This window comes from Qipengyuania vulgaris, assembly GCF_009827325.1.
In the GTDB taxonomy this organism is placed as follows: Bacteria; Pseudomonadota; Alphaproteobacteria; order Sphingomonadales; family Sphingomonadaceae; genus Qipengyuania; species Qipengyuania vulgaris.
Map to the genome: position 1 here is coordinate 302,365 of NZ_WTYC01000001.1, position 24,487 is coordinate 326,851.

Below are 24,487 nucleotides of genomic sequence, written 5' to 3' on the forward strand. Positions count from 1 at the left end.
GAAGCTAGTCGCGGTCCCCATATGGGTCAGCAATACCCAGTTTTGCAAGCGCTTCGATTTCCAGTTTTTCCATTGCCTCCGCCTGTTCGTCGGAATCGACGTGGTCGTACCCCGCCAGATGGAGCAGTCCGTGGATCAGCAGGTGCGCGGTGTGTACCTCGAGCCCGAGGCCTTTTTCACCCGCCTCCCGCTGGCAGGTTTCGAGAGCAAGCGCGATGTCCCCGAGCATTTCCGGCGGGCCGCCCTCGGCCAGCGCCACGAGATCGTCGCGGTCGAGCATGGGGAAGGACAGCACATTGGTTGGCTTATCCTTCCCGCGCCACTCCCTGTTCAATTCGTGGACCTGCCCGTCCAGCGTGAAAAGCACGCTCGCGATCAGCCGCGGATTCGCCAGTGCCGGCTCGAGCGCGGCCACCGCTCCGTGCACACGTTCGGTCAATCCGGCCCAGTCCTCGTCTTGCGGCCAGCCATCGATCTCGACGTCGAATTGCACTTAGGCGTTCGGTCCTTCGTAAGCCTCGACGATGCGGCCCACGATAGGGTGGCGGACCACGTCGGCAGCCGTAAACCGGATGGTGCCGAAACCGTCGACCCCTTCCAGCTTGCCCACGGCGTCAGCAAGGCCGCTCATCCCGCCGCCGCCGGGAATGTCCACTTGGCGCGGATCGCCGCAGACGACCATGCGGCTGTTCTGCCCGAACCGGGTAAGGAACATCTTCATCTGCTCGCGGGTGGTGTTCTGCGCCTCGTCGAGGATAACGAAGGCATCGGCCAGCGTGCGCCCGCGCATGAAGGCAATGGGCGCGATCTCTATCTCACCCGACGCCAGCCGCCGCTCGACCTGTTCGGGCGGCATGCAGTCGTAAAGGGCGTCGTAAAGCGGGCGCAGATAGGGATCGACCTTTTCCTTCATGTCTCCGGGGAGGAAGCCGAGCTTTTCGCCAGCCTCCACCGCGGGACGCGAAAGGATCAGGCGCTGCACGCTGCCGTTGATCAGCTGCGCGACCGCTTGGGCCACGGCGAGATATGTCTTCCCCGTGCCCGCAGGTCCGAGCGCAAAGATGATGTCGTCTCGCACCAGGCTGCGCATGTAGGTCGCCTGCATGGCGCTGCGCGGCACGATGGTCTTGCGCCGCGTGCGGATCATGATGGGCGGGCCGCCCTTTGCATCGCTTAGCTTGCCATCGATGATCCCGTCGAAAGTTGGTTCATTGGACATGGCGATCAGCGATTCGATCGCGCCTGCGTCGAGATCCTGTCCCATGGCAAGGCGATCGTACATTTCATTGAGCACGTCGCGCGCGCGGGCGACGCTGTCTTCAGGTCCTTCGATATGGATTGCATTGCCGCGGGCGGAAATGAATACGCCCAGCCGGTTTTCGACCTGCACCAAATTGGCGTCGAATTGGCCGAACAGGGCACCGAGCAGGCTCTGGTTATCGAAGTTCACATCCACTTGTGCGCGGCGAACCTCGCGCTGGGGTGCGGGCGGTTTGGTCAGGGCCGGTTCGGCCTGCCGAGCTGGTTTGCGAGCCATCTGCTCCTTTCGCATGGGTTGCGAGTCGGAATCTAGGCGCTCACCGGCACTTGGCAAGTCGGCTTGCGACAGGCCGGTGGAAAGTCACCCGTTTGTAATCAGGCGGTAACGGTTTCGCGCAGTTTCCCTGCCAGCGAATTGGGGCCCGCTTCAACCAGTTCGGCCCGTACGAGATCGCCGATCACCGCATCGCCTTCGAACCAGACGCTTTGCAACCAGGGGGATTTGCCAAGCCATTGGCCCGCAAGCTTGCCATTGCGCTCTACCAGGACTTCGCAGGTCCGCCCGAGGCTCGCCTCGTTGAAGGCCAGTTGGTCTCGGTTGAGCGCGGTCTGTAAGCGCTGGAGGCGTTCGTCCATGACCTCTTTCGCCACCTGTCCGTCCATCGTGGCGGCGGGCGTGCCCGGGCGCGGACTGTATTTGAAACTGAAAGCCTGCGCGTATTTCACCTCGCCGACCAGCGCGAGGGTTTCCTCGAACTCGGCATCGGTCTCCCCGGGAAAGCCGACGATGAAATCGCCCGACAGCGCAAGGTCTGGCCTCGCGGTACGGAAGCGTTCGAGCAGCCGCAGGTAGCTCTCGGCAGTGTGGCTGCGGTTCATGGCCCTCAGCACGCGGTCGCTGCCCGCCTGCACCGGCAGGTGTAGGAACGGCATAAGCTTTTCGATCTCGCCATGCGCAGCAATAAGATCGTCGTCCATGTCGGCTGGATGGCTGGTGGTGTAGCGGATGCGCGCAAGGCCATCGATCCTGGCGAGGTCGCGGATTAGCCCCGCAAGGCCGACCTTGTGCCCTCTCTCGTCCTCGCCACTCCATGCCGAAACATTCTGGCCGAGTAGGGTGATTTCCTTGGCGCCCGCATCGACCAGTTTTTTCGCTTCGGTCACCAGGTCGCTGTAAGGGCGCGAGATTTCCGCGCCACGGGTATAGGGCACCACGCAATAGGTGCAGAACTTATCGCAGCCTTCCTGCACGGTGAGGAAGCTTGCCGGATTGGTGCGGCGGCGCTCGGGTAATGCGGCGAACTTGGCGATTGCCGGCATGTCGGTATCGGTCGACCGCTCGCCCTTTACGGCACGCCCAAGCATTTCAGGCAGACGGTGATAGGCCTGCGGGCCAACGACCATGCTGACCGCAGGAGAGCGCTTCATGATCTCCTCGCCTTCCGCCTGCGCCACGCAGCCAGCCACCGCGATCAGCGGTTCCTTGCCGACCTTGCGCCCGGCCTTGGTCAGGCGGCCGATGTCCGAATAGACCTTCTCCGCCGCCTTCTCGCGAATGTGGCAGGTGTTGAGCACGACGAGGTCGGCTTCCTCACCTTCGGGCGCAGGCAGAATGCCTTGCTCGCCCAGCATCTCGGCCATGCGCTCGCCGTCATAAACGTTCATCTGACAGCCGAAGCTCTTGACCCTGTAGGTCTTGGGGGAACTGGTAGGTTTCATGAGTGGGGCGGCCCTTACCGTATGCAGCAGGGCCTTTCAACGAAAAGGGCGGCACGCGGCCACCCTTCCCATTACGTCGGTGAGGATCGTCCTTACGAAACCGTCGCCTTAACGATCTTGCCCGGCTCTTTCGGAGGCTCGCCCTTCGGGAGCGCGTCGACGTGTTCCATGCCGCTCTCGACCTGGCCCCAGACGGTGTACTGGCCATCGAGGAATTCAGCATCGTCGAAGCAGATGAAGAACTGGCTGTTGGCGCTGTCGGGCACCTGGGTGCGGGCCATCGAGCATGTGCCGCGGGTGTGCGGTTCGCTGTTGAATTCAGCCTTGAGGTCGGGCTTGTCGCTGCCGCTCATGCCGGTGCCGGTCGGATCGCCGCCCTGCGCCATGAAGCCGGGGATTACGCGGTGGAATACCACGCCGTCGTAAAAGCCTTCATTCGCCAGCGTGGTGATACGCTCCACATGGTTGGGCGCTAGGTCGGGGCGCAATTTGATCACCACGTCCTTGTTCTCGCCATCGCCGGTATCGAGAGTGAATGTCAGCTTGTCGGCCATCGTATTGGTCTCCTGTAATTTGGTTGGCGCCTACATAAGGATTGTGGGACGCCTGTCACCCTCTGCTTGCTTTATATCCCGGTGTGCCTAGAGGTTTCGCGCCATGGCGGAGGACGAACGCCCCCTCGATGACGACGAAGTGATGCTGGCTCCGGAAACGGAGAGCGCGGCAGAGGATGGCGCGCGTCCGGACGACCGCATCGACGACGAGCGCATGGACGAGGAAAACACGCTGAAGCCGGCCTTCGTCCGCTCGGTCGAAGCTGCGCTCGACGCCGGTGAAACCGGCGCGGTCTACGACCTCGTCGAACCGCTACACCCGGCCGACGTCGCCGACCTTCTCGAACTGTTCGAAAGAGAAGAACGCCACCAGCTGGCCGCGGCGATCACCGACCTGATGACATCCGAAGTCGTTGCCGAGCTCAACGACTATGTCCGCGAAGAAATGATGGAGGCGCTGCCCGCAGGACGGGTGGCGCAAATTGCCGAACAGCTGGAAACCGATGATGCGGTCCAGCTGATCGAGGATCTCGACGAAGACGACCAGCGAGCCATTCTCGCCGAACTCGATCCGGAAGACCGGATCGCGATCCAGACGGCGCTGTCCTATCCGGAAGAAACCGCCGGACGCCTGATGAGCCGCGATTTCGTGGCGGTGCCGGAACACGTCACGGTCGGCGACATCATCGATTTCCTGCGCGAAGGCCGTAACCTGCCCGAGGATTTCCTCGAGGTCTTCGTGGTCGACCAGCGGATGCACCCGGTGGGCACCTGCCAGCTTTCGTGGATCCTGCGCACTCCCCGCGACGTGGCGTTGGGCGACGTGATGAAACGCGACCAGACGCTGATCCCGGCCGATCTCGACCAGGAAGAGGTCGCGCTGATGTTCCAGAAATACGGCCTGATCAGCGCCGCCGTGATCGATGGCGACGGGCGGCTGGTCGGCCAGATGACGGTCGACGATATCGTCCACATCATCTCCGAAGAAGCGGGCGAAGACGCCCTGCTGATGTCGGGTGCCGGTGAGGGCGACATCAACGAGCCGATCCGCGAAGCCTATTCCAGCCGCGTGCGCTGGTTGGTCGCCAACCTTGGCACGGCGCTGGTTGCCAGCCTCATCATTGCGATGTTCGGCGCCGCGATCGAGCAATTGGTCGCCCTTGCCGTGCTGATGCCGATCGTCGCCAGCATCGGCGGCAATGCGGGTACGCAGACCATGGCAGTCACCGTACGCGCCATCGCCATGAACCAGCTGACGCGCAGCAATACGGGCCGCATCCTGCTCCGCGAATTTCGCGTCGCCATGCTCAACGGAGCAACCATCGCGATCCTGGTCGGGCTGGCTACTGCGGCCGTCTTTACCCCAACGCTCGGCGCAGTGATTGCGCTCGCCATGATCATCAATGTGGCGACCGCGGGCCTCGCGGGTGTCCTCGTGCCGGTCGCATTCGAACGCCTCGATCAGGACCCTGCCGTAGCCAGCAGCGTATTCGTGACCATGATCACGGATTCGATGGGCTTTTTTGCCTTCCTTGGCCTCGCGGTCGCCAGCGGGATTGTGAGCGCCTGAAGCGCGCTATTTTTCCTTCACCAACGCCGAACTCGCGCCATCTTGCGTAAAGGTCGCCCCCGTGATCGTGCCATCTGTTTCTGAGAAAACTATCTCCGCATTTACGGCCCGCCAGAAGAATTCCAGCGGTGCGCGCGGAAAGATCGGCAAAGCGCCTTGTCCTGTTATCGTGGCGAAAAGTTGGTCACCCTCCCGATTGATCATTAGAGCGACGTTGGGCGCAAAGCGGTAAACACCCGTTACCCGTGCAAGTTCGTCCTGCGTCAGCTGCGCTTCGGTTCTGTCCACGCTCGCAGGCGCTTCAGGAACGGGACCAGCCTTCGCGACCGGCGCTCCGATGAGGGCGTGCAGCGCGATATCCTGAGCGGCGGGTTCGACAGCGGAACTGGTCAGCGCGACCACGGCTCGATCGGCTGCGGGTTGTATGGCCATGTAGGATCGGAAGCCACCGGTCCCACCGCCATGACCCACCACTTCACCCTGAGGTGCAGGAACGATCATCCATCCAAGGCCCGCGTCAAAGCCCGGACCCTCCCTGCGTTCGGCCAACGAAAGTTTCATTGCAGGTGCGATCGGGGATGCAGGATCAAGCGCCGCCTTGAGGAAAATCAACATATCTGCCGTCGTCGAGCGCATACCTCCCGCACCGGCTAGGACCGAAAGATCCCATGCGCTGGTTGGCCGCATATATTCATCATGACCTGTAGCGAAACGGGCCTGCTGGTCGGTTGAAAGCGCAATCGCCGTGTCGTCCATCGCAAGCGGTTCTAAGATGCGATTCCGGAGCAGTGTTTCGAAATCAGTGCCCGCAGCGCGGGATAGCGCATAACCAAGCAGGCCAACCCCGAGATTGGAATATTCGTACTGGCTGCCAATGTCTCTGGGTAGCTCGTATGGAGCGAGGAAGGCGAGCAAGTCCTGCTCGGTGTAGTCAGCGTAGGGGTTGGCGACGTCTGAAGGGCTCAGGTTGTCGGGTAATCTGGGCAAGCCAGAATCCTGCTGCGAAAGATTGCGCAGGGTTATCTGCTTCCCATTGCGCTGGGGCAAAGACGCCCCTTCTGGAAGATATTTCGCGACGGGATCGTCGAGGGAAACCGTCTCATCGAGCACCATGTCGGCCAGCAGCAGCGAAGTGAATACCTTCGTCATGGAACCGATCTCGAACAAAGTGTCGGCGTCGACCTCTGCTCCTTCCCCCGCGACCGTTCGGGTAGCCGCCCCCTGCAGTATCCCTACGATCATGTCGGCTCCGGGCCGTTCAGCCAGTCGGTCTGCGATCATGTTAGAGATCGAGGTGTCCGAAGGAATCGTCCAGTTTTCCGGCAGAGTGGGACGTTCGGTGGCGGCTGGCCGTTCCGGAGGTTGGCCAGCAACGAGATTTAGCGGCAATTGCATCCCGGCCTGACTGAACACACCGGTCCAGTGACCGGCCGCCGGATCCCAATTGCCCGTGTAGCTGGCTCCGATGGCGGGGACGGCGAAGGTCAGAGTGCTATCGACAGCATCAACGTCGGACAGCGGAATGTCGAACGTGTTCTGGTCTGGGCTGTCGAGCGTACCCGACAGCGTTTCATCCGCCCCCCGCTCGATTGCGACTCCGATGGAAAGCTCGGTGCTGCCGATAGTCAGCGCGCCTTTCCAATAGCCTTCAACCTGCTGCGCCGCTGCCGGAGTGGATATGACCATGGCTCCGATCATGCACGTGTTCCGCAAGTATCCTGTCATCCCCGTTCCTCTCATTTCATAGCTTGCCCGACGGCTTCTCGTCGGTCTTGCCGTGTGCCCCAATATAAAAGTTGCTTGAGCCTTGAAGCGTAAATCCCCATCTTCATAACCATGCCGCTCCATATGACCAAGATTGCGTTCGGAGCGAAAAGCCACGCCGATCTCAGGTCTTGGTTCGAGAACCGGAGCGAAATGCGCCTGACCACTCGCTATCTCCCCAAACGGCATGAGGAGATGCAGGGCGGCTCCCTTTACTGGATACACAATCATTCTCTGGTGGGCCGCACCCCTATCAAGGGTTTCGAACAGCGTCCCGACGGGCGCTGGTGGATCGAGTTGGAGCCGGTGCTGATCCCCGTATATCCCCGTCCCAAACGCGCGCATCAGGGATGGCGCTACCTCCCGGACGACAAGGCCCCGCGCGATCTGAACGAAGGCGAAGACATCGGCGACGTACTACCGGGAAAGTTGGCCGGAAAGCTCGAACGGCTGGGTCTGATCTAGAAGAATTACGGAACATCGACATCGGCCTAGTCGTTGACCGGGTAAAGGAGAAATCGATATGCCCGAACGACAATCCAGACATTCCGATAACGACCTGATCGACAGGATGAAGGAATACGATACGCCCTCACAGCAGAGTTCTGCGGGCGGCGAAGTCAACCGTAATGTCGGGTCACGCGCAGAGCTCAATCGCGCGCTGGACCCGGATAATCGCGAGCCCGAAATTGGCTCGGATAATCCCGGTCAGAATGCAAAGAAGGGCGAAAAGACCCGTCAGGCCATCCAGGAAAACCGATCCAGCTAAGCCCACTTCAATGAGTTCAGACGCCCCGCCCAGATAGCGGGGCGTTTGTGTTTTGGACGGCGGTTCTTTCGGCTACGCGCCGCAGCGCGTTGACATAGGCTTCGGGCGGCTGTGCACCGGGGATCATCAAGCGTCCCTCTACGATCATAGCTGGGACCCCCGTGATATTCATTTCCATCGCGGCCCGTTCTTCGACACGGGTCTTTCGGGCCAGTTCTTCATCGACAAGCGCGGCCTCACCTGCTTCGCGGTCGAGGCCAATCTCTTCGATCACGTCGAGCAAGACTGAGCGTTCGCCGATGCGTCGCCGATAATTGAAATGGGCCTCAAACAGCGCGAGCTTCAATTGCGTCTGTCGATCCGACCCATGTTCTTCAAGAGCCCAAGTTAGTAGCTTGTGCGCGTCGAAAGTGTTCCACATCATAGCGTCCGGAGCCCGTTCATCGCCTTTGTAATCGAGTGATACACTAGCGGCCTTGGCAGCCTCACTCATCTGTTCCTGCACTCCCCGCGATTGCTCCAGGGTACGCCCGTATTTCCGGGCGATATGCGCTGTGCGTTCTTCGCCATCATCAGGCATATCGGGGTTGAGCTCGAAGGCGTGCCAGCGGATGTCTGCCGCGATTTCACCTTCAAGCTGGTCTAGCGCCTGCGAGAGGTTTCCCCAGCCCACGAGGCACCAGGGGCACATCACATCGGACCAGATATCGATCGAGAGCCTGCGGGGTTCGCTCATCCTGAAATCCACCATTCCATCAGGTGGTGTGCGATAGCATGCGGTGGCGGCGCGACGAAGGGGCCGTCACAATTCAGTGCAGCAATGACCTCTTCGCGAGAATACCAGCCTATCTCGGCCATTTCGGTCTCGTCGATCGTCAGCGAATCGTCATCGGCGTAGGAATGGCAGCCGATCATCAGCTGGCTTGGAAAGGGCCAGGGTTGGCTCGCGACGTAGGTCACATCGCGTACGCGAACGCCGCTCTCTTCGAGGACCTCGCGTGCAACCGCCTCTTCGATGCTTTCGCCGGGCTCCACGAAACCTGCCAGCGCCGAAAAGCGCCCTTCCGGCCAGCCGAGGCCGCGGCCCAGCATCAGGCGCCCCTCGTTCTCGACCAGCATGATCGTGACCGGATCGGTGCGCGGAAAATGGCTCGCGCCGCAGGAGGCGCAATCGCGCTGCCATCCGCCCTTTGCCAGTTTCGTATCACCGCCGCACTGTGCGCAGAAGCGATGTCGTGCGTGCCAGTCGACAATGCTGCGCGCGCCGCCGTAGAGTGCCAGATCGTCGGGCGAGAGCGTCGCCATGAGCGACCAGAGTTGCGGGTTGGCGATCCGCGGCGAAGCATCACCATGCGGAGGGACGGCCGCAAAACAGGCCTTTCCATCGTCCAGCCCCAGGAACACGAGTTCGCCATCTTCCGGTGCATCCGCCAATGTGCCCCACGACAGCCGGCCATCCTCTCCGACCGCAGGCATCAGCCCGTCGAGCGCGAGCAACCGGGCCTTCCAGTTCGTGTACCCTGCCAGCCGCTCCGGATCGGCGCGGACATGGTCGGCGCGGTCCAGTCTCGATCCCGTGAAGGAAAGAATAATGGCTCAGGCCCCCTGCATCGCGGCAAGATCGGACAGCACCGCCTTGGGGAACCCTTCATGGATCGGATAGGCTTCGGATGGCATGTACTGCGTCATCATGGTGGCGCGCAGGTTGGTCTTGTGACTGACGAATCCTACCGTTCCGGCAGCACCGCCCCAGCCATACGCATCGTTGTTGACCCGGCCGCCCGCACCAAAGCCCTGACCTTCGATCCACGTTCCCTTCGTCGTGGCGGTTTCGGGTAGAAGATTGGAGGTGCCGACGCGTACCGCCGTTTCCCCCATTACGCGGCGCCCGTCGATCACACCGTAACCGAGCAGCATCTGCAGGAAGCGATCATAGTCACGCGTGCTGGAGACCAGGCCAGCGCCGCCGAACGGAAATGCCGGTTCATCGAGATAGACCGACGAGGCTGCCGGATCCATCGGCAAGGGCACTCCCCCCATGATGCCGTAGTTGGTGGTGAACCGATCCACTTCGCTTTCAGGGACACGGAACCATGTGCTGGTCATCCCGGTCGGCTCGAAGATGGCGGTCCGCAGGAATTCGTCGAACTTCATTCCGCTGGCCACCTCGATTACGCGGCCCATAAGATCGAGACTGACCGAGTAGCTCCACTTCGTGCCCGGTTGCAGCACGAGCGGCAGGCGAGCCAGATTGTTGGCGAACTTGTCGAGGCCCTGGATAGCCTCTTCGCGGCCCAGTCCCGGGATCGGCAGGCGGCTGACCTGCCCCGGTACTACTCCGTATCTGACGTACTGGTCGCGGATCGGTCCCTTTTGCACAATGCTGTAACCCAGGCCTGCCGTGTGGGTGAGCAGATGGCGTACCGTGATCGGTCGCTCCGCCGGGACGAGGTCGGTAACGGAACCATCATAGGTTTTCTGAACCATCATGTTCGAAAACGCCGGCAGGATCTCGGCGATCGGCTGGTCGAGGCCCAGCTTGCCATCGTCGATCAGCATCATCGCGGCCATGCCGGTGATCGGCTTGGTCATCGAGTAGATGCGATAAAGGCTATCCGCATCGGCGCGCGTGCTTCCGCCGAGCGCCAGATTTCCGCGTGCGATGTAGGTCGGATCCTCTCGTCCCCAACCAAGAGCCGCGACCATGTTGGCTACCTTGCGTTCGCCGACATATTTATCGACCATCGCGGCGACATTGCGCCAGGCAACATCCGAATTTCCTTGCGCCAGCGCCATCCTGCCCATCGGTGCGCCCGCCAGCGCTGCCCCGGCAGTGAGCCATGCGCCCCCGCGCAAAAGCGAACGGCGCGAAAATTCAGCTGCGGCGAAGTCACGGTAAGCCATTTACGATCCTCATCCTCAAATATCCTTCGATGTGATGCGGATTAGAATCTGAACGGTCAATTGCGAAACGAAACTCTTGCTAAGCCAAGGTGATTTACCCATATAGGACACATGCTTAACCTGCTTTCCATCCTATTCGGGATCGTCTCGCTCGTCATCGTCATCCCTGCGACCATTCCTTTCCTAGGCTGGGCCAACTGGTTCGCCTTGCCATTGATCGTTATCGGCGTAGTGCTCGGACAGATTTCTTCGAGCAATTCCGGGCGGAATTTCAACCTGATCGTTTTGCTTATCGCGGCCGTCCGTCTGACGCTGGGTGGCGGTATTTTCTAGGCCAGCGCCAACCGTGCGGCTTTTGCGAACAGGGTCGGGAGCCCCGCCTCATCCAGCCGTTCGATCGGCCACCATTCGCCCTCTTGCCGTGGTGTCGCCGCGCCAAGGTAGCGCCTTACAGACAATTCCAGTGTGAAGTGGGTAAAGCTGTGCCGAACCAGGCCTGCCCCCTCCCACTCTCCTTCGAGTAGCGGCACCCCGGCTCCATCCGTGCGGGCCGACCACCCATCGTCGGGCAGAGCTCGCATCCCTCCGAGCATACCCTTGCCTTCACGCCTGGCCAGCCAAACCATCCCCTCGCGCTCGATCCAGTAGGCCTCTCCCGTTCTCGTCGGCTTTGGCTTTTTGGCCGCTTTTACCGGCAAGGCTTCAGGGTCATGCTCCGCCCTGCCGCGGCAGTCAGTCGCCAACGGACACAAGAGGCACTTCGGACTGCGCGCGGTGCAGACGGCGGAACCGAGGTCCATCATGGCCTGCGCGAAATCGCCGGATCGCTGCGCGGGAGTTATGCTTTCCGTACAGACGCGAATCGCTTTGCGCACCACGGGCAAGGGTTCGGTCAGCGCGAAAAGGCGCGCCACCACCCGCTCGACATTGGCATCCACCACCACCGCGCGGCGTCCGAATGCGATCGCTGCAACCGCCGCAGCAGTATACTGCCCGAGGCCCGGCAACTGCCGCAGTCCTTCTTCGGTATCGGGAAAGCCGCCTCGCTCGGCAACTGCTCGTGCCGCTTTCACGAGATTGCGGGCCCGCGAATAATAGCCAAGCCCTGCCCACGCCGCCATGACGTCTTCTTCGGGGGCGGTGGCAAGCGCTTCGACGTTTGGCCAGCGGCGTGTGAAAGCTTCGAAATATGGCTTGACCGCCGCAACGGTCGTTTGTTGCAGCATGATTTCCGATAACCAGACGCGGTAGGGATCAGGAGCCGCTTCGCCGGGCCTGGCTCGCCACGGAAGGTCGCGAGCATTGGCATCATACCATTCGAGCAATTTTTCGGAGACTATGGCGGCCACGCTCCGCCTATGGCATGAGCCCGGGAGTAATGAAAAGCGACAAACCGAAAAGCGGGACCAAGGCGCCGAAGAAGTCGCCCAGGCCGTATGAACGGCCCCGCGGCGGTCAGGCGAAGGCAATCTCGGACCTCATGCCGCAGATCGGCCGCCCGGCATTTCGCCGGTTCGGTTTCGTACAGAGTTCGATTGTGAGTCGCTGGCCGGAGATCGTCGGCGACACGCATTCTCGGGTATGCACACCCGAGATGATCCGGTTCCCGCCCGGCGAGAAATCCGAAGGCATTCTGGAACTGGTCGTGCTCCCTGCCCACGCTCCGCTTATCCAGCAGGTATTGCCGGAGATTACGGAACGTGTGAATCGCTTCTTCGGTTATAAAGCCGTGGCCCGGATCAAGCTCCGGCAAGGCGCGGTTAAGCCTCCGGAGGACAGGAGGAGGACCAAATCGCCGCCTTCCCTCAAGCCGATACCGATGGAATTGGGAGATAGCCTGCGCGATATCGGTGATCCTGAATTGCGGACGGTTTTAGAATCCCTCGCACGCGGTCTCGGATCTCAGAGTGAAAATGGGAACAACTGACTTGAAGAAATTTGCATATCTCAGGAAGCCGCTCATGTTGGCCGCCGCGACTGTGCTGGCTGCAACCGCTGCGGCACAGAGCGCTCCTCAGCCCGGACCTCAGAAGAAGGGCAATTGGGGTGCCATGGTGACACAGACCGAAGGCGGTCACCTGATCGGCAATCCTGAAGCCAAGGGAAAGCTCGTGGAATACATGAGCTATACTTGCTCCCATTGCGCCGCATTCGCCCGGACCGGCGATGGTGCGATCAAGCTCCTTTACGTCCCGACGGGCAAGGTTTCTTACGAAATCCGCCATCTGATCCGCGATCCCGTCGACCTGACGGCTGCCCTCGCGGCTCAGTGCGGCGATCCAATCAAATTTCCCGGAAACCACGAGGCCTTGATCCTGAAGCACGACGAATGGATGGCCAAGGCGAAGAAGGTTACGCAGGCACAGAAAGCTCGGTGGAGTTTTGGAAGTTTCGGCAGCCGCGCTCAAGCAATCGCAAGTGACCTTGATTTTTACCAGATCATGGAGAGGCGCGGCTATTCCCGTACCTCCCTCGACCAGTGCCTGACCGATGAGGCCAAGGCACAATCGATCGCAGAGCAAAGCCAGGCTGATATCGAAGCGCACTCCCTCATTGGGACCCCCACATTCATCATGGGCGGCAAAAGGCTCGATGCTCACGACTGGGCCGGGCTCCAACCACATCTGGACAAGTTTTTCCGTTAGGGCGAGTTAACCCACCAGTTGATTTTGCCGGTGATAGCCCTGTGGACACGCCCAAGGACGCGCTTCACCTTATAGACCCCATGACCTAGCCTTATCGACCGACGAAGAGGATTTGCGATGAACCGCCGCTTGAGTTTCGTATTTGCCGCCCCCCTTGCGCTCACACTTGTATCTTGCGGGAGCAATGCCGAGGAGGCGGATGCAACAACCCTGGAAGGCGAGGCCGTTGCAGACATTGCAGCCCCCGAGGGCCAGAGCTGGCTTGAAACTGCAAGTGTAACCGAAGAGGGTGGCTTTGTGATCGGCAATCCCGAAGCTCCTTTGAAGCTGGTGGAGTATGCCAGTCATACGTGCGGTGCCTGCGCCTACTTTGCAGAAAGTGGCGCTGAACCGCTCAAGGAAGATTACGTCCAGTCCGGCGTGGTGAGTTTCGAAATCCGTCCTCTTCTTCGCGACCCGCTGGATGTAACTATCTCCACCCTGGCGCGGTGTGGTTCGCCGGCAGGCTTCCATGCCCTCGCCGATCAGGCCTGGGCCGCGCTTCCCGAGTTTAGCAACAATCTCCAGTCGAACGGTGCAGCATACGAGGCAGCCATGTCCGCTCCGCCGGAACAGCGGTTCGTGCAGCTTGCGCAGGCCGGAGGGTTGATCGATTTCTTCGCTGCGCGCGGCATCTCTGCCGATCAGGCACGCACCTGCCTTTCCGATGGCGACGCGATCAATGCGATGGCGGAGAAATCGAGTGAGGTCGCCGCCGCCAACAACGTGACCGGCACACCGACCTTTTTCCTCAACGGCCAGCGTCTCGACGTGAACCAGTGGCAGGCACTCGAACCTATCCTTCAGCGCGCCGGCGCGAGGTAAAGCCGGCGCGGGGGGCAGACAGCGATGCTCATCAAACAGCTCAGGCTGAGCGGTTTCAAGAGCTTCGTCGAGCCCTCCACCTTGCGGATCGAACCGGGGCTGACCGGGGTGGTCGGCCCCAACGGTTGCGGCAAATCCAATCTGCTGGAGGCTATCCGATGGGTGATGGGCGAGAATTCGCCCAAGTCGATGCGCTCGGGCGGGATGGAAGATGTCATCTTCGCGGGCACGGCCAGCCGCCCTCCCCGCGATTTTGCCGAAGTTGTTCTCTCTGCCGAAGACGACGATGGCGAAGAGCTTGAGGTCGTCCGCCGGATCGAGCGCGGTGCGGGCAGCGCCTATCGCGTTAACGGCAGGGATGTCCGCGCGAAGGATGTCGCGCTCACCTTCGCCGATGCCGCTACCGGGGCCCATAGTCCCGCGCTCGTCAGCCAGGGGAAGATCGCCCAGGTAATCGCGGCCAAGCCAACCGAGCGCCGGATGATGCTGGAAGAGGCAGCGGGAATCGCAGGTCTCCATGTCCGCCGCCGCGATGCCGAGAGCAAGCTGCGCCAGACCGAGACCAACCTTGCGCGGCTCGAAGACCTGATGGCCGGTCTCGACAGCCAGATCGCGTCCTTGCGGCGGCAGGCCAAGCAGGCCGAACGCTATCGAAAGCTCTCCGACGAGATCAAGACTGCCGAAGCGCGGCTAGTCTTCGCCCGCTGGCGCGATGCTGCCGCAGCGGCGGACGAGGCCAAGAAAGCCGCAGCGCAGGCCGATACCCGTGTGGGCGAAGCCCAGAAGGCCGCCGACGAAGCTCAGAAGGCCCAGCGCGAGGCCGCCGAGAAGCTGTCCGAAGCGCGCGAAGAACAGGCCGACCGGAGGGACGATGCGAGCGCGCATGGTCACCGCATGGCCTCGCTGACGAGCCAGCTCGAGGCGGCCGAGCAACGCCTGGCCGATCTCGTCCGCCAGAAGGCCCGGCTGGAAGAAGACCGGGGCGACGCGGACCGGCTTACCCAGGATGCCGCCGAGGCGCTGGCGCGGCTCGAAAAGGATCTCGCCGCGAGCGAGAAGTCCCTTGCTGCCGACGAGGAACGGCGCCCCGAACTGGTAGCACAGAGCGAGGATGCAGAGCGCGCCAGCCGCACCGCCGAACTTGCCCTCGCCAAGGCGACTGCCGATAATGCCGGGGTCGAGGCCGAATGGCGTGTCGTCGAGGCGGAAGTTAGCCAGGCCAAGGCACGCCTTGAACGGATCGAGGCAGAGGCCCGGCGCATGGCCGATCAGCGTGCGGCCCTTGCCAGTGAAGACCTCGAAGCCGCGGTCTCGCAAGCACGGGACACGGCGGAGAATGCCGCCGCCCAAGTCGAGGCGAAGCGGGCCGCGATCGAGGATATGCAGGCGCGCAAGGCAGGCCTGCAGGCGCAGCGGGACGAGGCCGCCAGTGCCTATTCCGCGTCCAAGGCCAAGCTTTCCGGCGTCCAGCGTGAATACGATGCCTTGAAACGTGACCGCGAGGCGCGCGAGCGGGCAGCGGCGAAGCGCTCGGGCCGGCAGCAGGCAATCGACGGAGTGCGCGCCGAGAATGGCTATGAACGCGCAGCCGCTTCGGCCCTGGGCCGGGACGGAAAGGCACTGCTGGGATTGCCCGACGACGGGAGCGAGGGACGCTACTGGACCGGAGCCGACACGGGCAAGGAGGTGGCGGACAGTCTCGTCCATCACCTGGTCGAATGTCCCAGAGAGCTTCGCGCACCGCTCAGCCTCGTCCACGTGACCGAGAGCGATGACGGCCGGAAACTGGCGCCCGGCGAAAGCCTCGTGACGCTGGACGGACAATTGCGACGCTGGGATGGGCTGGTGGTCCGCGGTGAAGGCGCTGCCGAAGCCGCGCGGCTGGAGGCGGAGAACCGCTTCGCCGAACTCGACACGCTCGTGCCCGACCTGCAGGCGGCGGTTGACCTCGCCGAAGCCAGGCAATCCGAGGCGAGCGAGACGCTTTCCAATCTCCAGCGCGAACTGATCGCTGCCGATCGCGAGCTGTCTGCCGCCAGCGAGGCGGAGCGGCAAGCCCTGCGAGCGCTCGACCAGGCAGAAGCGGCGCGCGAACGGGTGGCCGCGCGGCTAGCCGAACTGGAACGAGCCGAGAGCGAGCATGCAGACCTCGTTGAGGCCGCCCGGTCCGACCTCGCCGCTGCAGAAACGAAGCGTGACGCCCTGCCCGATCCGGCTGCGGGCCGCGCCTCGCTGGAAGCTGCGCGCGCCAGAAACGAGGCGGCCCGTATAGCGCTGCAGGCACGAGCCGCAGAGCTCGCCGCGCATGACCAGTCGCTCGCGGTCGCGCGCGAACGCACCGCCGCACAGCGTAGCGACATGGCGAACTGGCAGGATCGTTCCGGCGAGGCTGCCCGGCGCCTTTCGGACATGGCCCGCCGGTTCGAAGAGATCGAGGAACAGCGCGCCATATTCGCCGCCAAGCCCGAAGGCCTGATGCGGGAAATCGAGCAGGGCGACACGGTCCGCGAGAGGCTGGGCGCCGAACTCGCCGAAGCCGAGAAGGCCCTGCACGCCGCCAGCCAGGCCGCGCAAGAGGCGGACCGCGCATTCGCCGCAGCAAACGAGGCGCTTGCGGAAGCGCGTGAGAATCGTGCCGGCCTGTCGGCGCGGGCCGAGAACCAAGACGGGCGACGCATCGAGATGGCGCGTATTTCAGGGGAGCGGTTCCAGTCCCCTCCCCCGCTGCTGCCGAAAAAGTTCGAATTCGAGGAAGACAGCGTCAAATCCGCCGATGCGGAGGGCGAGGAAATGGATCGCCTCACGGCCAGCCGCGAGCGGATCGGCCCGGTGAATCTGGTCGCCGCCGAAGAGCTGGAGAAGATCGAGAGCGAGCACGGCACCAACGCCGCCGAGCAGGAGGAACTGCGCGAAGCGGTCAGCCGGCTGCGCGGTTCGATCGGCAATCTCAACCGCGAAGGCCGCGAACGGCTGCGCGAAGCGTTCGAGAAGGTCAACGGCCACTTCAAGCACCTGTTCGCGCGCCTGTTCGAAGGGGGCGAGGCGCATCTTGCCCTGATCGACAGCGACGATCCTCTCGAAGCGGGGCTCGAGATTTTCGCCCAGCCGCCGGGCAAGCGGCTCCAGTCGCTCACCCTGCTTTCGGGCGGCGAACAGGCGCTGACCGCAACGGCGTTGATTTTCGCTCTCTTCCTCACCAATCCCGCCCCGATCTGCGTGCTCGACGAAGTCGACGCACCGCTGGACGATGCCAATATCGACCGGTTCTGCGACCTGCTGGAGGCGATGGTGAAGGAAACCGACACTCGCTATCTCATCGTCACCCACAACGCGGTCACCATGAGCCGGATGCACAGACTGTTCGGCGTAACGATGATCGAGAAAGGCATCAGCCGGTTGGTAAGCGTGGACCTGGGCGGGGCCGAGGAACTTCTGGCCGCGGAATAGGCAGCGGTTGGCGCTGGCGGGGCGTTTCAAAGCGGCAAATCCAGCCGCCGCATGGTACGGGTAACGCAGTTTCCAGACCCGTGACTTTTCGCAGGCCTCTCGGTTTTTCAGGATGTTATGGGGATTTCCGGCGCAGGCACTGTGACTTTTGAGAACGGGGTTCACTCCATGTCCCGACTATTGCGCGTGCCAAGGTTCGCGGCAGCGCGGCACATTGGCCGCGCGCAACTTCGGCCCATATTGCCAAGCCTCGAAATCCTGAAACAGGCCCCGCATTACCGCGGCACGCGCGTGTAGGACAGAGGTGTTAGACGGCACAGGCTGACGGACGGCGACCCGCGCTCTGCGGGCTTGCCAGATCTGCTTTGTCGGTCGTGAAGCCACCCACCTCCGATCCCCGTCGCCCCGGGCTTGACCCGGGGCCGGTGCTTCACTTCAATCCTGCCTACCAAGATAAGCACCACCCCGGATCAAGTCCGGGGTGACGAATGGTTTGTTGAGGGGGTGGAAAGCGTACATAGCCTAAAGCGCGCTTTCAATTTTTACGTTCAACCAACTCTATCGCCGCACTCTGCCCAGAAAGTGCAGTCAGCGTGATTTGGGTCGGAGACGGCTGATAATCATTTATGATTCTATCGGCACTTTGCTTCTCGCTCTCCGACATGCCTTCTGCAAACTCGCGAAGCCATTTCACTTGTTCTGGAGTTGCATCTTGTGTCTCAAGAAATAGTTGAAAGTAGGCGAAAGTCTTGACGGGATCAGGCGTAATGCCCTCAGCGCCATTGTGGATCGAGGCGTATGTTGCGAGCGCTTGCGGCCACCCTTGTTTGACGGCCCGCTCAAGCCAAGCGACCGCTTCATCCATATCTCCCCTTCGCGCATAGAGCGCTGCAACGTCCTGCTGAGCAAGCGCATACCCCGCCTTAGCAGCCACCAATTTGTGCTTGAGTGCCAAGGCGGCATTATCCTTGACCAGCCCACCGCCTTGGCCATCGTAGTAACAACCCAACTTGTAGGACCCGAGTGGGCTGCCTGCCTCAGCCGCTCGGCGAAACATCGCTAGCGCGGTTGATCTATCTTCATTCACCCCGCTGCCTGTATGATAGGCCATACCGAGGTGATAGGCGGCTTCTGAATTGCCTTCGGCCAATAGACGCTCAAGCGTTGCAATCAGCTCGTCTTGCGGTTGGGCGTTACCGCAAGCGGGAAGCGCGAGAAGTAGGGCCGCCAGAATGGATAAATGTTTGGGCATCAAATAAGCCCCCGCGACTAGATTGGATGAATTTTCCATTGTCCGCTATGGCGTCGCAAGCGGAAAAAGGCTCCGCCATTCCCCTCAGCCCGCCAGAGCGGCGTGCAAGTCCATCCGGATAGCTTTCAGCTTTGCCAGCACGTCGCCGCTAACAGACGCTTCCGCCGCAGCCGATACTTCCGCGGCGGCCTGCTGGTCGGGCGCACCGCGCAGGGCGGCTTTTGCGCCCTTGAGGGTATAGCCTTCGCGGTTCACCAGCCGGTCGATACGTTCGACCAGCACCACGTCTTCCGCACGGTAATAGCGCCGCCCACCGCTGCGCTTCAGCGGTTTGAGCTGGGGGAACTGCTGTTCCCAGTACCGCAGGACATGCGCCTTGATACCGGTCGCCTTGGCGACCTCGCCAATGGTGCGGAGGGCACCGCTTTCCTTGTGATCGTCGAACTCGGCCATGGAGGCGACGCTAACAGTTTCAGAAACTGTTGGCGATACGCTCTTTCAAAAGCTGGCTGGCGCGGAAAGTCATGACGCGGCGCGGCGTGATCGGCACTTCGATCCCGGTCTTGGGGTTGCGCCCGATGCGTTCCTTCTTGTCGCGAAGGACGAAGCTTCCGAAACCGGAAATCTTGACGTTTTCACCCCGGGCAAGCGCATCGCACATCCTGGCGAGAATCTCTTCCACCAGATCGAGCGATTCCGCGCGGCTAAGCCCCATTTTGCGGTTGATCGTCTCGGCCAAATCTGCGCGGGTCAATGTACCCACGGAACGCATCATATCCATTTATCCTTCCCCTCAGTGGCGACCCTGAGTGGAGTGCGACTTTATCGAAGTAACCTTGGATATTTAACAGCTTGCCGCGATTCGCACAATGGAGCGACCCTATAAATCTATCAAAAGTTATAATCGGGCCAGCGTGGCGCCCCAGGTGAACCCGCCGCCCATCGCTTCGAACATCACCATATCACCCGATTTGATGCGTCCATCCTTGCGGGCCACGTCGAATGCCAGCGGCACCGAAGCGGCCGAGGTATTGGCATGCTGGTCCACCGTCACCACGATCTTGTCCGTCGAAAGGCCGAGCTTGCGGGCGGTTGCATCGAGGATGCGCGCATTGGCCTGGTGCGGTACGACCCAGTCGATTTCCTGCGCGGTTATCCCGGCATCGCCGAGCACTTCATTGAGCACGTCGGCGAGGTTCACCACGGCATGGCGAAAGACCTCGCGGCCTTTCATGCGCAGTTTGCCGACCTCGCCCGTGGTTGACGGACCCCCGTCGACATAGAGCAGGTCCTTGTGCTCGCCATCGGCATGCAGGCGAGTGGCGAGAATGCCGGGGCCGTCCTCGGCCACATCCTGCGCTTCGAGAACTACCGCGCCCGCCCCGTCACCGAAGAGCACGCAAGTGGTGCGGTCTTCCCAGTCGAGGATCCGGCTGAAGGTTTCCGCGCCGATCACCAGGGCCTTGGTCGCCATGCCGGTGCGCAGCAGCGAATCGGCGGTGGCGAGCGCATAGAGGAAGCCGGAGCACACGGCCTGCACGTCGAACGCCACTCCGCCGCGGCAACCCAAGGCTTGCTGGACCTGCGTGGCGGAGGCCGGGAATGTATGGTCGGGTGTTGCGGTGGCGAGGATGATCAATCCAATTTCGCTGGCATCCACGCCGGCATCGGCGAGCGCCTTGCGGGCCGCATCGGTAGCGAGCGTGGACGTCGTTTCGCCCTCGCCAGCGATATAGCGCTGCCGGATTCCCGTGCGCTCGACGATCCATTCGTCCGTGGTATCGACGCGGGCTTCGAGGTCGGCATTGGTCACGCAATCCCGGGGGAGCGAGCTGCCGCTGCCGGTGATGACCGAACGGATCATTTCGCGCCCAGGCTCATCGTGTCGATGGCGCTGAGGTCCTTGGCGATACGGTTGGTGATATCGTCTTCCAGCAGGCGTGCCGCCACTTCGACGGCATTGGCCACGCCCTTCGCATTGGCGCTGCCGTGGCTTTTCACCACCACGCCATTGAGGCCGAGGAAGACCGCGCCATTGTGGTTGTTGGGGTCGAGATGATGCTTCAGCAGCTCGGTTGCCGGGCGCGAAACCAGGAAGCCGATCTTGGACCGCAGGGAGGAAGAAAATGCACTGCGGAGCAGGTCGGTCACGAACCGCGCCGCGCCCTCGATCGCCTTCAGGGCGATGTTGCCCGAAAAGCCGTCGCAAACCACCACGTCGCATTCGCCGCGGTTGATTTTGTCCGCTTCGACATAGCCTTCGAAGTCCATCGCAAGGCCTTCGGCAGCGCGCAGCCGGTCTGCCGCGGCCTGGATGTCTTCGGTGCCCTTGGTTTCTTCGGTGCCGATATTGAGCAGACGCACTCGCGGCCGTTCGCGACCGGTTACGATGCGGGAATAGGCTGCACCCATGATCGCAAACTGGACGAGGTTGTGCGGATCGCATTCGCGGTTCGCGCCGAGATCGAGCATGATGACATCGTCATCCGTGAGTGTCGGCAAAAGGGCGGCAAGAGCAGGCCGGTCGAGCCCCGGCATGGTGCGCAGTGCAAGCTTGCTCATCGCCATCAGCGCGCCGGTATTACCGGCCGATACGGCGGCACCAGCCTCGCCCCGCTTCACCGCATCGACCGTGAGCCCCATGCTGGTGGTCTTGGCGCGGCGAAGTGCCCTGGAAGGCTTTTCGTCACCCCCGACCACATCCTCGCAATGCAGAATCTCGCTCGCTCCGGACATGCCGGGGTGATCTGCAAGCGCAGCCCTGATCTGCGTTTCATCGCCGACCAGCAGGAACTTGAATCGATCGTGACGCCTGCGCGCAAGCGCGGCGCCTTCGATCATCACGCGAACGCCTTCATCACCGCCCATCGCGTCAATGGCGATACGCGGCAAACTCATGACGTTCTCCGAATCAAGCTAGAGGCTTAAAGACCCTCGGGTGCGATAACTTCGCGCCCGTTGTAGTAGCCGCAATGCGGGCAGAGGTTGTGCGGACGCTTCAGCTCGCCGCAGTTCGAACACTCGTGATGAGCTTCGACCTTGAGCGAATCATGCGAACGACGGTTGCCGCGGCGGTGTGGCGATACTTTTCTCTTGGGGACGGCCATCTCGGCACCTGTTCCTCAAACAATTTCAGTCAATTTCGGTGGCCGCCCTAGGGGAAGGTCCGGCAACGCACAAGAGCGCGGTGGCGACGAACTTCCCGACCGTGACGGTGAAGGCGCGCGCTATAGCGATTTCTGCGGAGTATGCAAGCGGAGCGGAGGATAATCGTGGCAGGTCGATTGCTGGCCCGAACCGGAGGCTCTAGCCATTGCAGCATGGGCTCGCAAAGGGGAGAATTTCAATGGGTATCGTCCTTCCGGTCACGCTGACCGCCGCCGCGGCTGCCGCGATCATCAACCTGTGGCTTTCGATACGCGTCGGGCAGATGCGCATAAAGCACAAGGTTTCCATCGGAGACGATGCGGGCGGCCCGCTTACCGCGCGAATGCGGGCGCAGCTCAACTTTGTCGAGAATACCGCCTTCGTTCTGGTGCTGATCGCGGCCATCGAGCTTTCGGGCCATGGTGATCGCTGGCTCGCATGGGTCGCAGCCATCTACATGCTGGGACGCGTGGCGCACGGATTCGGAATGGACGGCGGGACGCTCGGCAAGGGACGTTCCGCGGGCGTCATCATAACCATGGTGACCCAGCTCGGCCTCGCCCTAGTGGCGGTGCTGATAACGCTCGGATTGATGTAACCGGAGCTAGGCCAGCGCCGCGTCGCTGACGAAGGCGTTGGTCTTGCGCTCCTGCCCGAAGGTGCTGGTGGGGCCGTGGCCGGGAATGAAGGTCACATCGTCGCCCAGCGGCCAGAGTTTCTTGGTGATTGCATCGATCAGGTCCTGATGGTTTCCCATCGGGAAATCGGTGCGCCCAATGCTGCCCTGGAAGAGGACGTCGCCCACCACGGCGAACTTGCTCGGTCGGTGAAAAAAGACCACGTGGCCAGGCGTGTGGCCTGGGCAGTGGATCACCTCGAGAGTCAGGTCGCCCACCGTCACCGTGTCGCCATCCTCGAGCCAGCGATCGGGTTCGAAAACCTGCGAATTCATGCCGTAGCGCGCGCCGTCTTCATCGAGGCGGCTGATCCAGAACCGGTCCGCCTCATGCGGGCCTTCGATCGGCAGGCCCAGTTCCTTGGCCAGCACGCCCGCTTCACCGCAATGGTCCATATGACCATGGGTGATCAGGATTTTCTCAAGCTCGACCCCGCTTTTCGCGACGGCCGCCTTCAGCTTGTCGAGATCGCCCCCGGGATCGATCAATGCTCCCCGGTTGGTCGAGGTGCACCAGATCAGCGAACAGTTCTGCTGGAGAGGCGTTACCGGCACGATACCGGCTTTCATCGGAGGGGTTGAAGGCGTTTGGGTCATGCGGGCCTATGTGAGATACGCGCCGACTTGTCGCAAGTGCGCATTCCGGGGATCTTCGATAGGCCCGCGATCGCTTACCTCAGATTGAAATCGACAACCCGTCCGTCCGCGCGGAAAACGCAGGTGAATTCGTCGCGATTACGATCGCGGCTGTCGATCCGGCCGTAGACATAGACGTAGTCCCGGTCTCGCTGGTCAACCCGTTCGATGCGGACTCGTCCGTAGCGCGAACCTTCTCGCCCGCAGGCGTTGGCTGCAGCACGTTCGAATTCGCTACCGGCATTGTAACCGTAATCATCGCCGCCGAGGATATCGCCCAGAAGGCCGCCATTGCTGCCGTAAGTGGCGCAGCCGCCGAGAAGGACAGTGCCGGCCAGGGCGACGGGAATGAGGGTCTTGCGCATCGTTGTTCTCCATGTCTGACCCCGCCGCGCCGTCCTCACGCGGGGTTTCAGGGGACATACGGACCCGGCAAGCGATTGTTCCTTTTGGGAGAAGTTCTTGCGGATGAGCCCGAACTATATGCGGCCACCTTTCCAGACCACCCTGCCGATCACCTCGACATCCTCGCGGGCAAGCTCGATCGGGGCATAGGCGTCATTGGCGCTGATCAGGGCGATGCGCCCGGGCGCGCTGGCCTGCACCTGCTTGACGTGAAGCGCATCGCCGATGCGCACCACATGGACGCCTTCGCCAGCGCGCTTGTTGCGATCGACGAATATCTCGTCGCCGCTGCGCAAGGTCGGCTCCATACTGTCGCCCTCGACCCGGATGGCGGTGAGATCGGCACCTTCGAGGCCCATCTCGCGCAGCCAGCGGCGACTGAAACGGAAGCTGTCGAAGGAAATTTCCTCCGCTGAAAAGGCCCCAGGCCCTGCCGAAGCCCCAAGTGCCAGACGCGGAACAGCGATGAAATCCTCCGACTCGCGTCGAGGCGAATGCCCGGGATCCGCGCCCAGTTCGACTTCGGCCACACCGAAGAATTCGGCCAGGCGGCGGCGATCGGCTTCTTCCAGTTTGCGCGGGCTCCCCTTGCGGACGAACTGCTGCAGGTAACTGGGATTGCGGCCCAACATGGCGGAGAGGGACGCGAGACTGGTGCGACTCTTCTCGGTCAGTTCGACCAGCCGGGAACGGTCCGGGCTCATGCCATCCATAGATTGCTCCTTCCGCCGCCCAAGCCCCCAACCTCATTGATCGGCGGCCCATACGAGAAAATTCCTATAGCATAGGATTTTTCCTAGACAAGTAGGATTTGGACTGGAACGAATCAGGAACAGGGCGAGCGATTCGCCAACCGGATACAGCCATGGGGAGCA

Annotated in this window: 27 protein-coding genes; 9 read left to right on the forward strand and 18 right to left on the reverse strand. The window is 62.0% G+C overall.

Going from position 1 to position 24,487, the window contains the following annotated elements; all coding sequences use genetic code 11:
* Positions 1-4: 4 nt before the first annotated feature.
* From ybeY to GRI69_RS01560, 4 genes are all read right to left on the reverse strand, one after another.
* Entirely contained in the window at positions 5-493 is a 489-nt protein-coding gene (gene ybeY / locus GRI69_RS01545) for an rRNA maturation RNase YbeY (RefSeq protein WP_160726559.1), read from the reverse strand.
* Entirely contained in the window at positions 494-1,537 is a 1,044-nt protein-coding gene (locus tag GRI69_RS01550; RefSeq protein WP_160726560.1) for a PhoH family protein, read from the reverse strand. It abuts the gene before it with no gap.
* 98 nt (positions 1,538-1,635) lie between these two features.
* Positions 1,636-2,979, reverse strand: a complete 1,344-nt coding sequence (gene miaB, locus GRI69_RS01555; protein WP_160726561.1) for a tRNA (N6-isopentenyl adenosine(37)-C2)-methylthiotransferase MiaB — start codon at positions 2,977-2,979, stop codon at positions 1,636-1,638.
* 92 nt (positions 2,980-3,071) lie between these two features.
* Positions 3,072-3,533: a peptidylprolyl isomerase gene (locus tag GRI69_RS01560; RefSeq protein ID WP_160726562.1), complete on the reverse strand. Its 462-nt coding sequence runs from the start codon at positions 3,531-3,533 to the stop codon at positions 3,072-3,074.
* 103 nt (positions 3,534-3,636) lie between these two features.
* Between GRI69_RS01560 and mgtE the strand changes: the two genes are divergently transcribed.
* Entirely contained in the window at positions 3,637-5,103 is a 1,467-nt protein-coding gene (gene mgtE / locus GRI69_RS01565) for a magnesium transporter (protein WP_160726563.1), read from the forward strand.
* A gap of 6 nt (positions 5,104-5,109) precedes the next feature.
* Here mgtE and GRI69_RS01570 read toward each other — a convergent pair whose 3' ends face one another.
* Positions 5,110-6,801 (reverse strand): serine hydrolase, encoded by a 1,692-nt coding sequence (locus GRI69_RS01570; RefSeq protein WP_160726564.1) that lies wholly within the window; start codon positions 6,799-6,801, stop codon positions 5,110-5,112.
* A gap of 138 nt (positions 6,802-6,939) precedes the next feature.
* On the opposite strand from GRI69_RS01570, the gene GRI69_RS01575 reads away from it, so the two are divergent.
* Both GRI69_RS01575 and GRI69_RS01580 read left to right on the forward strand, forming a co-directional pair.
* Positions 6,940-7,332: a DUF1489 family protein gene (locus GRI69_RS01575; RefSeq protein ID WP_160726565.1), complete on the forward strand. Its 393-nt coding sequence runs from the start codon at positions 6,940-6,942 to the stop codon at positions 7,330-7,332.
* 58 nt (positions 7,333-7,390) lie between these two features.
* Entirely contained in the window at positions 7,391-7,636 is a 246-nt protein-coding gene (locus tag GRI69_RS01580; protein WP_160726566.1) for a hypothetical protein, read from the forward strand.
* A gap of 16 nt (positions 7,637-7,652) precedes the next feature.
* On the opposite strand, the gene GRI69_RS01585 is transcribed toward GRI69_RS01580, so the two are convergent.
* The 3 genes from GRI69_RS01585 to GRI69_RS01595 are packed head-to-tail and all read right to left on the reverse strand — an operon-like array spanning position 7,653 to position 10,540.
* On the reverse strand, positions 7,653-8,372 hold the full coding sequence (locus GRI69_RS01585) for a DsbA family oxidoreductase (RefSeq protein WP_160726567.1): 720 nt from the start codon (positions 8,370-8,372) through the stop codon (positions 7,653-7,655).
* The gene (gene nudC / locus GRI69_RS01590) at positions 8,369-9,202 is read right to left on the reverse strand and encodes an NAD(+) diphosphatase (RefSeq protein ID WP_202391822.1); all 834 of its coding nucleotides are present in this window, start codon (positions 9,200-9,202) and stop codon (positions 8,369-8,371) included. The genes GRI69_RS01585 and nudC overlap by 4 nt, the downstream gene beginning before the upstream one ends.
* 30 nt (positions 9,203-9,232) lie before the next feature.
* The gene (locus tag GRI69_RS01595; protein WP_160726568.1) at positions 9,233-10,540 is read right to left on the reverse strand and encodes a serine hydrolase domain-containing protein; all 1,308 of its coding nucleotides are present in this window, start codon (positions 10,538-10,540) and stop codon (positions 9,233-9,235) included.
* A gap of 111 nt (positions 10,541-10,651) precedes the next feature.
* Here GRI69_RS01595 and GRI69_RS01600 point away from each other — a divergent pair, with 111 nt between their 5' ends.
* Positions 10,652-10,873: a hypothetical protein gene (locus GRI69_RS01600; protein WP_160726569.1), complete on the forward strand. Its 222-nt coding sequence runs from the start codon at positions 10,652-10,654 to the stop codon at positions 10,871-10,873.
* On the opposite strand, the gene GRI69_RS01605 is transcribed toward GRI69_RS01600, so the two are convergent.
* Complete coding sequence (locus GRI69_RS01605; RefSeq protein ID WP_160726570.1) at positions 10,870-11,889, reverse strand: NUDIX domain-containing protein; 1,020 nt, start codon at positions 11,887-11,889, stop codon at positions 10,870-10,872. The genes GRI69_RS01600 and GRI69_RS01605 overlap by 4 nt on opposite strands.
* 29 nt (positions 11,890-11,918) lie before the next feature.
* Between GRI69_RS01605 and GRI69_RS01610 the strand changes: the two genes are divergently transcribed.
* From GRI69_RS01610 to smc, 4 genes are all read left to right on the forward strand, one after another.
* Entirely contained in the window at positions 11,919-12,467 is a 549-nt protein-coding gene (locus GRI69_RS01610) for a DUF721 domain-containing protein (protein ID WP_160726571.1), read from the forward strand.
* A gap of 1 nt (position 12,468) precedes the next feature.
* A complete protein-coding gene (locus tag GRI69_RS01615; protein WP_160726572.1) occupies positions 12,469-13,185 on the forward strand; it encodes a thioredoxin domain-containing protein in 717 nt (238 codons plus the stop codon).
* 117 nt (positions 13,186-13,302) lie between these two features.
* Complete coding sequence (locus GRI69_RS01620; RefSeq protein WP_160726573.1) at positions 13,303-14,049, forward strand: thioredoxin domain-containing protein; 747 nt, start codon at positions 13,303-13,305, stop codon at positions 14,047-14,049.
* Between the two features lie 24 nt (positions 14,050-14,073).
* The gene (gene smc, locus GRI69_RS01625) at positions 14,074-17,496 is read left to right on the forward strand and encodes a chromosome segregation protein SMC (protein WP_160726574.1); all 3,423 of its coding nucleotides are present in this window, start codon (positions 14,074-14,076) and stop codon (positions 17,494-17,496) included.
* Between the two features lie 535 nt (positions 17,497-18,031).
* Here the strand turns inward: smc and GRI69_RS01630 are convergent.
* The 6 genes from GRI69_RS01630 to rpmF all read right to left on the reverse strand — a co-directional run bounded on the left by GRI69_RS01630 (position 18,032) and on the right by rpmF (position 21,855).
* Positions 18,032-18,787 carry a tetratricopeptide repeat protein gene (locus GRI69_RS01630; protein ID WP_160726575.1) on the reverse strand — a complete coding sequence of 252 codons (756 nt, stop codon included), beginning with the start codon at positions 18,785-18,787 and terminating at the stop codon, positions 18,032-18,034.
* A 45-nt stretch (positions 18,788-18,832) separates the two neighbouring features.
* Positions 18,833-19,201, reverse strand: coding sequence for a MerR family transcriptional regulator (locus GRI69_RS01635; RefSeq protein WP_160726576.1), 369 nt, complete (start codon positions 19,199-19,201; stop codon positions 18,833-18,835).
* 19 nt (positions 19,202-19,220) lie between these two features.
* On the reverse strand, positions 19,221-19,523 hold the full coding sequence (locus GRI69_RS01640; RefSeq protein WP_202391777.1) for an integration host factor subunit alpha: 303 nt from the start codon (positions 19,521-19,523) through the stop codon (positions 19,221-19,223).
* 123 nt (positions 19,524-19,646) lie between these two features.
* Positions 19,647-20,612 carry a beta-ketoacyl-ACP synthase III gene (locus tag GRI69_RS01645; protein ID WP_160726577.1) on the reverse strand — a complete coding sequence of 322 codons (966 nt, stop codon included), beginning with the start codon at positions 20,610-20,612 and terminating at the stop codon, positions 19,647-19,649.
* Positions 20,609-21,646 carry a phosphate acyltransferase PlsX gene (gene plsX / locus GRI69_RS01650; RefSeq protein ID WP_160726578.1) on the reverse strand — a complete coding sequence of 346 codons (1,038 nt, stop codon included), beginning with the start codon at positions 21,644-21,646 and terminating at the stop codon, positions 20,609-20,611. The genes GRI69_RS01645 and plsX overlap by 4 nt, the downstream gene beginning before the upstream one ends.
* A gap of 26 nt (positions 21,647-21,672) precedes the next feature.
* On the reverse strand, positions 21,673-21,855 hold the full coding sequence (gene rpmF / locus GRI69_RS01655; protein ID WP_160726579.1) for a 50S ribosomal protein L32: 183 nt from the start codon (positions 21,853-21,855) through the stop codon (positions 21,673-21,675).
* Between the two features lie 239 nt (positions 21,856-22,094).
* Here rpmF and GRI69_RS01660 point away from each other — a divergent pair, with 239 nt between their 5' ends.
* A complete protein-coding gene (locus GRI69_RS01660; protein WP_202391778.1) occupies positions 22,095-22,493 on the forward strand; it encodes an MAPEG family protein in 399 nt (132 codons plus the stop codon).
* Positions 22,494-22,499: 6 nt separating this feature from the next.
* On the opposite strand, the gene GRI69_RS01665 is transcribed toward GRI69_RS01660, so the two are convergent.
* The 3 genes from GRI69_RS01665 to GRI69_RS01675 form a co-directional block, all read right to left on the reverse strand.
* Complete coding sequence (locus GRI69_RS01665; RefSeq protein ID WP_160727005.1) at positions 22,500-23,141, reverse strand: MBL fold metallo-hydrolase; 642 nt, start codon at positions 23,139-23,141, stop codon at positions 22,500-22,502.
* Positions 23,142-23,242: 101 nt separating this feature from the next.
* A complete protein-coding gene (locus GRI69_RS01670; protein ID WP_160726580.1) occupies positions 23,243-23,572 on the reverse strand; it encodes a hypothetical protein in 330 nt (109 codons plus the stop codon).
* A 114-nt stretch (positions 23,573-23,686) separates the two neighbouring features.
* Positions 23,687-24,325: a S24 family peptidase gene (locus GRI69_RS01675; protein WP_160726581.1), complete on the reverse strand. Its 639-nt coding sequence runs from the start codon at positions 24,323-24,325 to the stop codon at positions 23,687-23,689.
* Between the last annotated feature and the right edge of the window lie 162 nt (positions 24,326-24,487).